This is a genomic window from Psychromonas sp. L1A2, assembly GCF_009828855.1.
Classification (GTDB): domain Bacteria; phylum Pseudomonadota; class Gammaproteobacteria; order Enterobacterales; family Psychromonadaceae; genus Psychromonas.
Genome location: NZ_WUAG01000002.1, coordinates 1,118,864 through 1,132,423 on the forward strand (window position 1 = coordinate 1,118,864; position 13,560 = coordinate 1,132,423).

Below are 13,560 nucleotides of genomic sequence, written 5' to 3' on the forward strand. Positions count from 1 at the left end.
CTTATTTATCACAAAATCATAACATTGTTATTATTTCTAAAACAACGAAGCTAAGTTACTGTTATTTAGTAGATTAGCATTATCTATTTGCCCATAGCTTTGCCAACCGTTGCGACTAATAAAAAGACCTGTATCAGGATCTATAGTTGCCTGAGGAGCATCACTACCAATCGAATAATCAGATGTAGCTTGATATAAATAACTATCATAGATGGTAAACGCTCCTTCTTTATATTCTATATTAGGGTCAAAATAAATGATTTGATTAGATGATATGTTGGTTGTTACGATCGTAGGGAATAGCGTATCAGCGCTTGATAATAATGAACCTAAATTGATTTGCTGTAAGTGCTTATAATATTGCACGTTTCCTTCGTTATTAACCCAAGAAATATCCATTTTAATTTGCTTAAAGTCATCTCCCGCATTGTATTCGCTTGCTACGTTGCTAATGTTCCATAATATAGAAAACTCAGTATTAGCCACCTGCACGTTGGCTTCTGATGAATTATGTAATGCGATTAAATCATCGGGATCAAGGAGACTAATCATTTCCTCTACCTTCGCAGTCGCCATTGAAATCGCTGAAGCATGAGCAATATTATTACCTTGTTGCTCAGCTACTTTTATTTGTAAGCCACTAATACTCACTGCAGTTAAACTCACCACTATTAATGACATTAAAATCTCTATAAATGTAAACCCTTTTACTTTTAAACGCATTAGAAGTCCCTCCATGTGCCAGCCACTAATTGGTAATGACTTTCGGAGGGGATCATGCCTAATCGTTTATATAATAAATTTAATACATTTTTATCATAGCGAGTTGAAAAGTGTTTTGAGGCATTATTATGGTCTCCAGCAACACTTGCAGTGCAATTGTATTCACTCAATATAGAGCCACTAACTTGTATACCTGCAATATCAACATCTTGTTCTACTAGAGTTTGTTTAATGCCATCGATATAAACAGCATTACCATTGGTATCCAACACTTCATGTTTGGCCGGTATCAGATACAACATACCTACCACTGAGCTAGTGGTATTAGCAGCGGCAATAAACGTTCCGCCTTCAATAAACACCATTTTAGGATTGTCAGTTGAGCCAATCGTAAAATGATGACTATTGAGTGCAGTACCTGATGTGTTGCTAAACGAAGTATCTAAAGGATCTACAATGCAATCACCTTGGATATAAATAATATTAATATCCTCATCAATATATTGTAGCTCCTCTGAGCAACTCACAGTATTGATATCGGTCATATCAATATATTCAACTGATTCTGAATGAATAAATTGTGCTTTTGCATTCTCCCATGTCACACCAAAAGTACTTTCAAACAAAGAACTTGCACTAGTAACATCTTCAATTGAAGTTATTCCATCAAAAATAGGACTGGTTATTGAAGCAGCAGCCCCCCATTGATTGCTAATCACTTCTTGAAATCGAGTTGCGCCTTCTTGATCAATAAGTTGACCATTAATTGCATCTAAATCGATACTACTCCCTGTCACGGTAAGACCGTCTGAACAAAGAGTAGATATTTCAGTAATATCTGACTCGATTTGATTATCAATATTTATATTTGCTTGATTAGTCATTGGTTCGTTAGAAATAGGTTGGCTAATAATTACTTTTTTGGCCATATTTCCAGGGGAACGACATTCCGATATAGATAAACCATCACACCCATCGTTGATAGAATCAAAACCGTTAATTTTTAAGTTTCCGTTACTAAGGAGCGGTGCAATGGGTGTTTCAAAATCAATATAGTAATAAACATCTACTGAAATGTTACGTAATGCAGAACCATCCACCGAATATCCAATAGAGGATACGTGTAATTTATTGGTTGTTAGCGCAGTAACAGAGACTTGATAAAGTGTCGTAGGCGTTACTTGGGCTGGATAAGTAAAAGGAAGGTTATCGAGCATGTCGATAGCAATGGTCACTGTATTTAATTTACTCAAAATTAAATTGATACCTGACTCAGCGTTTGCAAAAGCTTCGTTATTTCGATAGTAATTAGCCAACACTTTATTATCAATTAATTGCAAATAAGCCATATGAGTCGTGTAGGCAATCCCTGCGATACTTAATATAACGACGGTCGTTAATACTGCAAAACCCTGTTGTTGCTTTCTCATTCGCCAGCCCCCCTAACACTTTAGTTTAATCATATAAACTAACGCCCTTAGGTTTCTCCGCTAAAACAACTTTAAAGCAACTAAAGGTGTCATTACAGCTTAGTTGTAAAAATTAAAAACGTTAGTAAAAAACAAAATAATATATTTAGCTATCGTTAACTTTTTATTGATATTGATCTCAAAATTACAGCTAAGCAGGTGAGTTTTAACATTTATTTAACAACAGAGGCATTCCTCACAATAACGGTTTAATCTCTCAATTAGAATAAAATGATGATTTATTAAACAGTACCAATAGCAACACGAGTAACAGTATGAGTAACAACGTTAACAACGACACAAATAATAAAAATATGAGTATTTGATTAATATGTAATAACGGAGCGAACAATGAGCGGAAATAATATTTACCCTGTTTCACCAGAACTAGCAGCAAATAGCTTGCTAACTAATGACCAATACTTATCTGAATATAAAGCATCTATCGAAGATCCAGAGGCATTTTGGGGTGAGAAAGGTAAAATTTTAGATTGGATAAAACCTTACACTAAAGTGAAAAACAGTTCTTACGCTCCTGGTAATGTCAATATTAAATGGTTTGAAGATGGGGAGTTAAATGTTTCTGTTAACTGTATCGATCGCCACTTAGCCAGTAAAGGGAATCAGGTAGCCTTATTATGGGAAGGTGACTCTCCAGACCAAGATGCAAAAATCACTTATCAAGAGCTATATACCCAAGTATGTCAGTTTGCCAATGCTTTAAAAGAATTAGGTATTAAAAAAGGTGATGTGGTTTGTTTATACATGCCGATGACACCGGAAGCGGCTATCGCAATGCTAGCTTGTACACGTATAGGCGCAGTACATTCAATTGTTTTTGGAGGTTTCTCACCTGATGCAATTGCTGGTCGAGTTGTTGATAGTAGCGCTAAGTTAGTGATCACTGCTGATGAAGGTCGACGTGGTGGTCGAACAGTGCCATTAAAGGCGAATGTTGATGAAGCATTAACTCGTGATGGTACTGATTGCGTTGAGCATGTCATTGTATTTAAAAATACGGGTGGTGACGTTAATTGGATTGAAGGTCGAGATTTAGATTGGACAGCAGTAACACAATCACAACCAACAGATTGCGAACCAGAAGCAATGAATGCTGAAGATCCACTGTTCATTCTTTACACCTCAGGCTCTACTGGTACACCAAAAGGTGTATTACATACGACAGGTGGGTATTTAGTGTATGCCGCAATGACCTTCAAATATGTATTTGATTACCAAGAAGGTGATATTTACTGGTGTACTGCCGATGTAGGTTGGATAACAGGGCATAGTTATTTAGTTTACGGACCATTAGCGAATGGCGCGACCACGTTATTATTTGAAGGCGTACCAAATTATCCAACGCCAGCACGCATGAGTGAAGTGGTTGATAAACATCAAGTGACTTTGCTATATACCGCGCCAACAGCAATCCGAGCATTAATGGCTAAAGGTGACGAAGCAATACAAGGCACAAGTCGTAAATCATTACGTATCTTAGGTTCAGTAGGTGAACCAATTAACCCTGAAGCATGGCAGTGGTACTACGATAAAATTGGTAATAAACAATGCCCAATTGTTGATACATGGTGGCAAACAGAAACTGGCGGTATATTAATTACTCCGCTACCCGGTGCAACTGATCTCAAACCTGGTTCAGCAACACGTCCATTTTTTGGTGTGCAGCCTGCATTAGTTGATAATGAAGGTGTCATCCTAGAAGGTGCGATTGAAGGCAACTTAGTCATGTTGGATAGCTGGCCGGGTCAAATGCGTACGCTTTATGGCAATCATGATCGTTTTGAACAAACTTATTTCTCTACTTTCCAAAATATGTACTTTACAGGTGATGGTGCCCGTCGTGATGAAGATGGATATTACTGGATCACTGGACGTGTAGATGACGTATTAAATGTGTCTGGACACCGTATGGGAACAGCTGAAATAGAAAGTGCGCTAGTTTCACATCCTAAAATTGCTGAAGCTGCTGTCGTCGGTGTGCCACATGCGATTAAAGGACAAGGTATTTATGCTTATGTCACACTAAATTCAGGTGAATATTCTTCACCTGAATTATATGCAGAAGTAAAGCAATGGGTCCGTAAGGAAATTGGAGCCATTGCCACCCCTGATATTTTACATTGGGCAGAAGGCCTACCTAAAACGCGCTCAGGTAAAATTATGCGCCGTATATTACGTAAAATTGCAACGGGTGAAAGTGATCAGCTTGGTGATACATCAACGCTCGCGGATCCAAGCGTTGTAGATAAACTGATCAAAGAGAACCAAGAAATTAACTAAGTGTGGTTTTTCTGGTTATACTAAACGCCTCGATAACGATTCTGTTATCGAGGCGTTTTTTATGTGGCCTAATTTTTATGTGGTCTAAGTTAAGCAGGAGCAGAAAGTGAAAGTATTAGTATTAAATGGACCTAACCTTAATTTGCTGGGTAAACGAGAGCCAGAAGTTTACGGTAGCCAGACCTTAACAGATATTATTGAATCCCTTCACTTAGAGGCCGCTGACTTAAATATTCAATTATCACACCTTCAATCTAATCGTGAATATGAACTCATTGAGAGAATTCATGAGAGTGCTGGAGAAATTGATTTTATTATCATCAATCCTGCTGCTTTTACTCATACAAGCGTAGCGCTTCGTGATGCCTTATTGGGTGTTGCTATTCCTTTTGTAGAAGTACATTTATCTAATATCCATAAACGTGAAAAATTTAGACATCACTCATATCTATCTGATATCGCTTGTGCAGTTATTTGTGGAATGGGTGCAAAGGGTTATTCATTTGCTTTACAAAGCGCAGCACAATTTACTCCATCAAAAGATTAAAATGCTTACAAAATGATCAAAAAATGCATTAAAATAGTATATGATTCAAAAACTACCCGATCGGGTAGTTACTTTATGATAAGGCTTGAGGCATTGTATAACTGTCTTAAGGAATTGAGGCATAGTAGTACACCCACTTTGATGCCAATTAAATGGATTTTTTATTCAAATTTGTAATAAAAAGACATATTACAGGCGAGCCTAACTTTGTTAGGCTTTTTTTTACCTATCATTTATCAATCAATTCAATGATTACCTTTAGCAATACCTAATATTGAGATCTTAAAGCTTGGAAATCGTAATAAATATAGGTATAAAAATTAATTAACTAATAGTGAAAATAGAGATCGTAATGCAGGAAGCAATACCAACACAAAGCCAACTTAGATGGCAATCATTACGCCCTTTTAATGTCATCATACTATGCTCTTTTGTTTTCTTTTTCCTAATTGGAATAGGTCAAAGCTATACTATATTCGACACTTCACCAACGTTTATCATGCCATTTTTTATTCCCGTCATCATTCTATTACTCAGTATAGCGAACCTAATTGGTGTCATCTTAAAAAAGGACAAAATAGCACAAATATTAATGCCAATTAATTGCTTATCAATTACCTTTTTTGTAACAATAAATAGCCACTTTCAAGAACATCTATACGTCACTAGCTTCTTATACTTAGTCTTATTACTGCCTCTTTTTTATTCTTACTTATTTGCTTACAGCACAACACATTTAGCCACCAACAATATATTTTTGGTCGTCTGCTATATAGTTGCAGTCATTGTTGGTACTACAGATGCCCTCGCTTTTTTATTCAATAGCACGTTTTTAATAACAATGTGTTACCTCACCATTTTTACGCAATTACGCAGCAATAAAAAAGCAAATAAACAGCCAGTAGAAATAAGAAATGAACAACCCAATATAATTAATCAAAAAACTGGAGATTATTTAAAACGTATTATCCACGATATAAGGCAGCCATTGAGTAGCTTGTCTCTATACGGTCATTTATTAGAAAATAAACTAACCGGTACGCCTCAATTACAATTAGCCAAGAATATTAAACTGGCATCAGAAGAGTTGGATAGGTGGCTATCTAGCTTACTAGATTTAGCTCGTATGGATAGTGATACCACCGTTCCCCAAATAAGTGAATTTACGTTAGCATCAACATTGTTGCCTTCGATCAAAAAATACCAATTTCAAGCATTTGAACTCGGTATTCAGATTATTACTCGCTTACCAAATTTAACTATTAAAACCGATAAACGACTGTTTATAGAGATAATAGAAACCTTACTAAATAATGCAATTATCCACGGTAGCCAGAAAAAAGGGACACAAATATTATTAAGTGTTCGTCATTATCAAGGCAAAGCATTAATTCAAGTTTGGAACCAAGGAGCAAAAATTGAAACTTCTCTTTTAGGTAATTTATTTGATGAAATATCGTTAGCAGATAACCCTTTGCATAATAAAAGTAAAGGTATTGGTTTAGGCTTACCCATTGCACAACGTAAAGCGATATTATGCGATACAAAAATTGAAGTCATCAGCAATCAACGCGGGAGTCGTTTTAGCTTCGCAGTGAACATTGCCGAAAACACTAACAAACCTATAAATTTAAATAAGCTTTCTAACCATTCTATTGACTACAAAATCCTGTTAATCGATGATGATCAAGGGATCCTACATGCCTTAAGTATGCTACTTGAAAATTGGGGATATACGGTAGAATGTGCCGATACCGCTGAAGAGGGCTTAGAAAAATACTACTTAAATAATTATGATTTAGTAATATCTGATTATCGTCTACCAAACCAAAAGACTGGACTCGATGTCATTAAAAAAATTAAAGAGCAAGATGATATACCAGCAGTATTATTAACAGGCGAAGCTGACCCTGGTAAATTAAAAGAAGTACAAACAACAGGTAAAGAAATAAACTATAAAATTCTTAATAAACCAGTGAAGCCTGCCTCATTGAGGTTTTTACTAAAGCAATTATTAAAGTAGTCATTATCTATTGTTAAGACATTCGTTATTAATAATTTTTGAGGAAAAACACTCATTAAATATATTATATTAAAACATATAATTAATAAGTGTTTACTGAATAAATCTATTAGTAACCGGGGTGAAAATTGCGGTTAATTAAACTTTAAGTAGGCCAATTGATAATGCTTTTTCAACGGCTTTTAATCGGCTCGAAGAACCTGATACTTCTAATGCCGTATATAAACCTTTCTGATGGAATTTAACAGTATCTTTCGAAATACATAGTTCATCAGCAATTTCTCGGTTCTTTTTCCCTGCATAGATTAATTGTAGAATTTGTATCTGCCTTTCTGACAAATGAAAAGATTTTTTATTCTGTTCTTCCAACGAAGCAATGCTTTCAATTTCTAATCGGATATTTTCAGGTACAAAAATTTCACCTGTAAAAACTGTTTGTAAAGCATTTAGCATATCTGTAGGCGCATAAGATTTTGGAATAAAACCCATTGCACCTTTTTGTAAAGCATAATGGACATCCAAATAATCTTCGCAGGCAGACAAAACCACTACTGGAGAAGCAATCTCAGCTTCTGTTAATGCTTCAATTATTGCTAACCCATTCATTTCTGGCATATATAAATCCATCAAAATCAGATCTGGCTGAATATTTTTTATTTCTGCCAATGCTTTAATTGGGTTATCAAACGTTGTCACCACGTTATTTTCATTTTCTAAGGTTAATTTTAGGCCATATAAGAATAACTGGTGATCATCAATAATCACTATTTTGTTCATCGAAATACCCTTTTCGTAACAAGCCGTCATTTTTAATGATAATACTAATCTTATTCAAGACTTACTTCATCATACTGGGTTAAAACAAACTATTTATTAAAATTTTATAAAATAAAACAATCCCTTAAGTAAATTAAGGTAATTGATATATAAAAATAGCTTCTAATATAAAAATTATTACCAACGCTATTTTACGGTATACGAATACAAAAAAGAGTTTCGTTGAAGCAGAATTGTCTATAGAGCAGCAATTATAAGTAAGGTTTTTGAACTTACACACACTAACTAGAATACTTACCCAACGGCTATATTAATTTATTAATTCCCTGTATTCTTGCCCCCCTATCTATCTACCCCAATAAAAAAGAGAAAATCATGCCTTGGATCCAGCTTAAATTAAATGCAAATAACATAAATGCAGAAGAAATTGGCGAATTACTAATGGATAATGGAGCTCTATCGGCAACCTTCACTGATTCGCAAGACACGCCTATTTTTGAACCTATGCCAGGAGAAACTCGTTTATGGGGCGATACGGACGTCACGGGGCTGTACGAAGCAGAAACAGACATGTTACCGGTAATCGCATTATTAAAAACCAGTGAATTACTATCTGAAGACTTTGCTTTTAAAATAGAACAATTAGAAGATAAAGACTGGGTTCGCGAATGGATGGATAATTTCCATCCAATGAAATTTGGTGAACGCCTATGGATTTGTCCAAGTTGGAAACCAGTCCCAGATGAGAATGCAGTTAATGTCATGTTAGATCCAGGCCTTGCTTTTGGTACAGGCACTCACCCAACAACAGCACTTTGTTTAGCTTGGTTAGATGCACAAGATCTACAAGATAAAGTGGTCATCGATTTTGGTTGTGGCTCAGGTATATTAGCCATTGCTGCGCTTAAATTAGGTGCAAAACGTGTTATCGGTATTGATATTGACCCACAAGCGATTACTGCTAGTCGTGATAATGCACAACGAAATAATGTATCAGACCAGCTTGAACTGTACTTACCTGAAGATGCCCCAAAAGATATTATTGCAGATGTTGTCGTTGCTAATATATTGGCGGGTCCATTACGTGAACTATCAACGAGTATTGAATGCTTAGTTAAAGCTAATGGTAAATTAGCGTTATCAGGCATTTTAGAGCAACAAGCCGATGAATTACTGACTGTCTACGGTCAATGGTTTGATATGGATACTGCAAAAATCAAAGATGAATGGGCGCGTTTATCGGGAATTAAGCACGCTTAAAATGATTATAAATAACTGAGAACAAAGTGTTGCTCAGTTTGCAAGCAAAATAATTTCGAAATGGTTAATTATTAACCTTTATTCTGATTGAAAAAATGCGTAGACTACGCCGCCTTAACTTAGAGAACGCTTAGAATATGCGCATTGGAAAGTATCAATTAGACAATAATCTTATTTTAGCGCCGATGGCAGGTGTTACCGATCGTCCATTCAGAGAACTTTGCCGTAAGCAAGGTGCTGGATTGGCAGTTTCAGAGATGCTGTCATCGAATCCTCGTGTTTGGAATAGCACTAAATCTAAGTTACGAATGGACTACCATGATGAATCAGGTATTCGTTCTGTACAAATTGCTGGCGCAGAACCGCTAGCAATGGCCAACGCTGCACGATTGACCGTACAGCTAGGTGCTCAGATCGTTGATATTAATATGGGTTGTCCCGCCAAAAAGGTGAATAAGAAGAAAGCAGGCTCGGCATTACTTCCGCACCCTGAATTAGTGAGAGCTATTTTAGAAAGTGTAGTTGATGCAGTTGATGTGCCTGTCACTTTGAAAATCCGTACTGGCTGGGATCCGGAAAATAGAAATGGATTAGAGATTGCACAGATCGCTGAACAATCTGGTATCCAAGCACTATCAGTGCATGGTCGTACACGTCAATGCCTGTTTAAAGGTGAAGCCGAGTACGACACAATAAAAACAATTAAAGAAAGTATATCAATCCCTGTGATTGCAAATGGTGATATTACTTCAGTTGAAAAAGCCAAGTATGTGCTGGATCATACAGGAGCGGATGCCATCATGATTGGACGAGGCGCACAAGGTGCGCCTTGGATATTCAATGAAATTAACCATTACTTAAACACCGGGCAATATGCTCAGCGTTTAGCACAAATGGAAATTACAGAAATACTGTTAAACCATGTACAAGCTTTACATGGTTTTTATGGTGATGTAATGGGCCCTCGAATCGCTAGGAAGCACGTCGGGTGGTATTTACAGGAGCAAGACAGGTTAGGTAATTTTAAGCGAAAATTTAATGCCATAGAAAGCTCTAGCGAGCAACTAAATGCATTAGAAACTTATTTAAATCAATTGTAATTAAAAGAGTTAATACCCATGTTTGAACAAAATATTTCTCAAGAAGCACTGACAACAACGACTAGTATTCCAGCTACAGGGCAAATAACTCAACGTCCACTACGTGACTCAGTACGTCAAGCTGTATCTGGTTATGTGGCAAAATTGAACGGTCAAGATACCACTGAATTATATGAATTAGTATTGGCGGAAGTTGAAGCACCGATGCTAGATATTATTATGCAGTACACTCGTGGTAATCAAACACGTGCAGCAACCATGTTAGGTATTAACCGTGGCACATTACGCAAAAAATTAAAAAAATACGGCATGGGCTAAGCCCTACCCTATTTAGATCCTAAAAAAGCGACTCAATGAGTCGCTTTTTTTATACCTTCATTTTATATAAACAACCAAGTCATTATGCGAATATCACTTTTGTTATCAATAGAAAGGGTGAAACGTTCCGGCTTTCATTACACTCGATATATTGCCTCAAGATTAAAAGCCCTTAAGTCTGTAGTTTCCCTCTAAAATTCAATTTAACTGCCATTATCTTTTGATAAATAAAAGAAATAATTAAATATCTAAAGACAGTTATTAAATTAGCCTATAATCTTAGCTTCTTTTAAAGGTACAAATAGGACGACTATGCTATCTCTTTCCATCAATGATCAACTTACAAACTTACAGGCTTGGCAACAAAGCGTATTTTGTATGGCATTAGCTGAGCAAAATATCACTCACTTTAAAATGTTCAGTCAAGCAATTGAAAGTGAACATGATGTTATAGCAGACAATATCTTACAGCTTTTTTGGGAAAAGCTGACGGTAAAAGGCGCAAAAATTAACTTTACTATCCAAGAAGAAAATTTTGATGCGATTATTCCAGAGACTAGCGATCATGAATTTTATGGTGTTTACCCTGCTGTAGATTATTGTGTTATTACCAATTGTATTTTTAATTCCTTCACAAGTAAGTCTAAAGAAGAAGCATTAAATGCAAGTCAAACTAGCTTTGCAACGATTGCTAGTTTTATAGAATTACAGACAGATGAAGAAATTGATGAAACAACCTTAGTGGAAGAACCGTTATTTATTGAGCAGTTAGAAGTACAAAAAACAATCTTAAAAATGCTAGATAATGAGCGTACCCCTGACCTCATCAAGTCAATTCGTACTTACATACGATCACTTGAAAGTACTAATATTGGCATATCAACATCATAGAATCAGCCTTTAAATGTTATAATTTTGTGATTTTTGGCACAATAAAGTAAATAAATTGCTACTTTCTTCATTTTTAAGCGGATTATGCTTTACTTGCTAGGAATGAATGCAATACATTAATTAAGTGTTTAAATTCTTATGCATTTTTTTATACTAACGGAAGTCAAATAATGAACAAAACTCAACTTGTAGCAGACATCGCAGAAAAAGCTGACCTAACTAAAGTACAAGCTAAAGCAGCTCTAGAGCAAATTTTAGCTAGCGTGACTGACAGTCTAAAAGATGGCGAACCAGTTCAACTAATCGGCTTTGGTACATTCAAAGTAAATCATCGTGCAGCACGTACAGGTCGTAACCCACAAACAGGTGCAGACATTCAAATTAAAGCAGCTAACGTTCCTGCTTTTGTTGCTGGTAAAGCTCTTAAAGAATCTGTAAACAAATAATACTATTTGTTTCATGTAATCTTATAACTTTTAAAAAGTTAGTTTAAGCCCTCTTCTGAGGGCTTTTTATATACTCACTTTTAGTTTTAATCATTAACCTTAATGATTGGTATTAAGTCATATTTTAACGACCCCTTTCTAATATACCTTCAGTCAATTTTCTATAAAAACTACGCTCATATAATATTCATTGCTTCGATAATGTGATCTAATAGAAATTAAGCAATTAACATTTGAATGGTTATCAGCTTATTATCTAACGTAATACCAATTATATTAAATAAATGTTCTATATTTTGCGATGGGAAAAAGCTTAGTTTAAAGCGTAAGTTAAGACCTTTTGAAGATTAACTTCGTTACTCTTCTGTTGGAGAATTAACTAAAAGAAGATAATGCTTTAATGGTTGCTCCCTTTACGTAACTTACAACAAAGAAACAAGTTATTTTAACCAGTAAAATAGAACAGTTAATAATACCAATGGAATTAAATAAGTAATCAAAGATTACGCAGGAAAAATTAACACTAATAAGGCGTGAGTTGTAGGGGATAGTTGTTCTCACTTCAAAACTCACAACGCAGTTAGGGGTGATTTTAACCAGCAAGAATGATCACCTTATTAATCCTTTTGGTATAAGTATGATTGGTATGACATGTAGAAATTAAACGTTTCAATTTACCCACGATCCAACAAGGAAAAATCATGCGCCAAAAAGTAAAATTCACTAATGGTACTCATATGCTCAGTGGTTTATTAGAAACTCCTGAATCTGACATTGTATGTTACGCACTATTTGCCCACTGTTTCACATGCGGTAAAGACGTTGCAGCTGCAACACGCATTAGCAGAGCATTAACCGCGAAGGGCATTGCTGTGTTGCGTTTTGACTTTACAGGCTTAGGTAACAGCGATGGTGACTTTGCAAATACTAACTTTTCTTCAAATATTCAAGACTTAAACGCTGCTGCAGATTTTCTTCGTCAAGAATATAACGCACCAAAATTACTTATCGGACATAGTTTAGGGGGGGCAGCAGTATTAGCCGTGGCAGCTAAAGTTCCTGAATCTAAGGCAGTGGTAACAATTGGTTCTCCATCTGATGCTGCTCACGTTGCACATAACTTTTCAGCTCATATTGATGATATTAATGAAAAGGGAGAAGCTGAAGTTAGCTTAGCAGGGCGGAAATTTACAATACAAAAACAATTCTTAGAAGATATTAATCGCTACGATACGAGTCATATTAGAACATTAAAAAAAGCATTATTAGTTATGCACTCACCTATTGATAGTATTGTTAATATTTCCGAAGCTGAAAAAATCTATCAAGCAGCCGTTCACCCTAAAAGCTTTGTCAGTTTAGATAAGTCAGATCACCTATTAACTGACAAAAAAGATTCTGAATATGCTGCAGAAGTTATTGCGGCATGGGTAAGCAGATATATAAGTTAACAATTAATTATATTCAGGGTCTTTAATACGGAAAGCTGAACTATTTTAACTTTCCGTTATTCATTAACTTAATCCAAGAATCAATAAATTTATTCACTCCTCAAAAATAAATAACCTTATCTTCCGCCTCAAAGCTAAACAACTTAGATAATAATCATACCAACCACACTAATTAAGTTATCTATTTTACTTGTTAAAATAACTTATTTCTTCGTTGTAAATTTCGTAAAGGGAACAACCATTTAGCTAAATTT

11 protein-coding genes and 1 pseudogene are annotated in these 13,560 nt (G+C 35.5%); 9 read left to right on the top strand and 3 right to left on the bottom strand.

Annotated elements, in window-relative coordinates; all coding sequences use genetic code 11:
- Nucleotides 1–36: 36 nt before the first annotated feature.
- Entirely contained in the window at nucleotides 37–723 is a 687-nt protein-coding gene (locus GQR59_RS15220) for a type IV pilus modification PilV family protein (RefSeq protein WP_160064086.1), read from the bottom strand.
- Complete coding sequence (locus GQR59_RS15225) at nucleotides 723–2,153, bottom strand: hypothetical protein (RefSeq protein WP_160064088.1); 1,431 nt, start codon at nucleotides 2,151–2,153, stop codon at nucleotides 723–725. Before GQR59_RS15225 ends, GQR59_RS15220 begins: the two co-directional genes overlap by 1 nt.
- Nucleotides 2,154–2,543: 390 nt before the next feature.
- On the opposite strand from GQR59_RS15225, the gene acs reads away from it, so the two are divergent.
- The 3 genes from acs to GQR59_RS15240 all read left to right on the top strand — a co-directional run bounded on the left by acs (nucleotide 2,544) and on the right by GQR59_RS15240 (nucleotide 7,063).
- On the top strand, nucleotides 2,544–4,493 hold the full coding sequence (acs, locus tag GQR59_RS15230) for an acetate--CoA ligase (RefSeq protein ID WP_160064090.1): 1,950 nt from the start codon (nucleotides 2,544–2,546) through the stop codon (nucleotides 4,491–4,493).
- A 106-nt stretch (nucleotides 4,494–4,599) separates the two neighbouring features.
- Nucleotides 4,600–5,040, top strand: coding sequence for a type II 3-dehydroquinate dehydratase (gene aroQ / locus GQR59_RS15235; protein WP_160064092.1), 441 nt, complete (start codon nucleotides 4,600–4,602; stop codon nucleotides 5,038–5,040).
- A gap of 352 nt (nucleotides 5,041–5,392) precedes the next feature.
- Entirely contained in the window at nucleotides 5,393–7,063 is a 1,671-nt protein-coding gene (locus GQR59_RS15240; RefSeq protein WP_160064094.1) for a hybrid sensor histidine kinase/response regulator, read from the top strand.
- Between the two features lie 138 nt (nucleotides 7,064–7,201).
- Here the strand turns inward: GQR59_RS15240 and GQR59_RS15245 are convergent, their stop codons facing one another.
- Nucleotides 7,202–7,840 (bottom strand): response regulator, encoded by a 639-nt coding sequence (locus tag GQR59_RS15245; RefSeq protein WP_160064096.1) that lies wholly within the window; start codon nucleotides 7,838–7,840, stop codon nucleotides 7,202–7,204.
- Between the two features lie 375 nt (nucleotides 7,841–8,215).
- Here GQR59_RS15245 and prmA point away from each other — a divergent pair, with 375 nt between their 5' ends.
- From prmA to GQR59_RS15275, 6 genes and pseudogenes are all read left to right on the top strand, one after another.
- Nucleotides 8,216–9,100 carry a 50S ribosomal protein L11 methyltransferase gene (prmA, locus tag GQR59_RS15250; RefSeq protein WP_160064098.1) on the top strand — a complete coding sequence of 295 codons (885 nt, stop codon included), beginning with the start codon at nucleotides 8,216–8,218 and terminating at the stop codon, nucleotides 9,098–9,100.
- A gap of 137 nt (nucleotides 9,101–9,237) precedes the next feature.
- The gene (gene dusB, locus GQR59_RS15255) at nucleotides 9,238–10,200 is read left to right on the top strand and encodes a tRNA dihydrouridine synthase DusB (RefSeq protein ID WP_160064100.1); all 963 of its coding nucleotides are present in this window, start codon (nucleotides 9,238–9,240) and stop codon (nucleotides 10,198–10,200) included.
- 18 nt (nucleotides 10,201–10,218) lie between these two features.
- Nucleotides 10,219–10,518, top strand: a complete 300-nt coding sequence (gene fis, locus GQR59_RS15260; protein ID WP_025563271.1) for a DNA-binding transcriptional regulator Fis — start codon at nucleotides 10,219–10,221, stop codon at nucleotides 10,516–10,518.
- Between the two features lie 312 nt (nucleotides 10,519–10,830).
- Nucleotides 10,831–11,409, top strand: coding sequence for a YjaG family protein (locus GQR59_RS15265; RefSeq protein WP_160064102.1), 579 nt, complete (start codon nucleotides 10,831–10,833; stop codon nucleotides 11,407–11,409).
- Between the two features lie 170 nt (nucleotides 11,410–11,579).
- Nucleotides 11,580–11,855 carry an HU family DNA-binding protein gene (locus tag GQR59_RS15270; RefSeq protein ID WP_025563269.1) on the top strand — a complete coding sequence of 92 codons (276 nt, stop codon included), beginning with the start codon at nucleotides 11,580–11,582 and terminating at the stop codon, nucleotides 11,853–11,855.
- Between the two features lie 701 nt (nucleotides 11,856–12,556).
- Nucleotides 12,557–13,300 (top strand): annotated as a pseudogene (locus GQR59_RS15275) (alpha/beta hydrolase family protein); the annotation flags it as partial.
- Nucleotides 13,301–13,560: the final 260 nt, after the last annotated feature.

Bases quoted from the DNA above. Each gene is read 5' to 3' on its own strand.
- GQR59_RS15220 (WP_160064086.1), bottom strand. From the start codon at position 723: ATGCGTTTAAAAGTAAAAGGGTTTACATTTATAGAGATTTTAATGTCA.
- GQR59_RS15225 (WP_160064088.1), bottom strand. From the start codon at position 2,153: ATGAGAAAGCAACAACAGGGTTTTGCAGTATTAACGACCGTCGTTATA.
- acs (WP_160064090.1), top strand. From the start codon at position 2,544: ATGAGCGGAAATAATATTTACCCTGTTTCACCAGAACTAGCAGCAAAT.
- GQR59_RS15240 (WP_160064094.1), top strand. From the start codon at position 5,393: ATGCAGGAAGCAATACCAACACAAAGCCAACTTAGATGGCAATCATTA.
- GQR59_RS15245 (WP_160064096.1), bottom strand. From the start codon at position 7,840: ATGAACAAAATAGTGATTATTGATGATCACCAGTTATTCTTATATGGC.
- prmA (WP_160064098.1), top strand. From the start codon at position 8,216: ATGCCTTGGATCCAGCTTAAATTAAATGCAAATAACATAAATGCAGAA.
- dusB (WP_160064100.1), top strand. From the start codon at position 9,238: ATGCGCATTGGAAAGTATCAATTAGACAATAATCTTATTTTAGCGCCG.
- fis (WP_025563271.1), top strand. From the start codon at position 10,219: ATGTTTGAACAAAATATTTCTCAAGAAGCACTGACAACAACGACTAGT.
- GQR59_RS15265 (WP_160064102.1), top strand. From the start codon at position 10,831: ATGCTATCTCTTTCCATCAATGATCAACTTACAAACTTACAGGCTTGG.
- GQR59_RS15270 (WP_025563269.1), top strand. From the start codon at position 11,580: ATGAACAAAACTCAACTTGTAGCAGACATCGCAGAAAAAGCTGACCTA.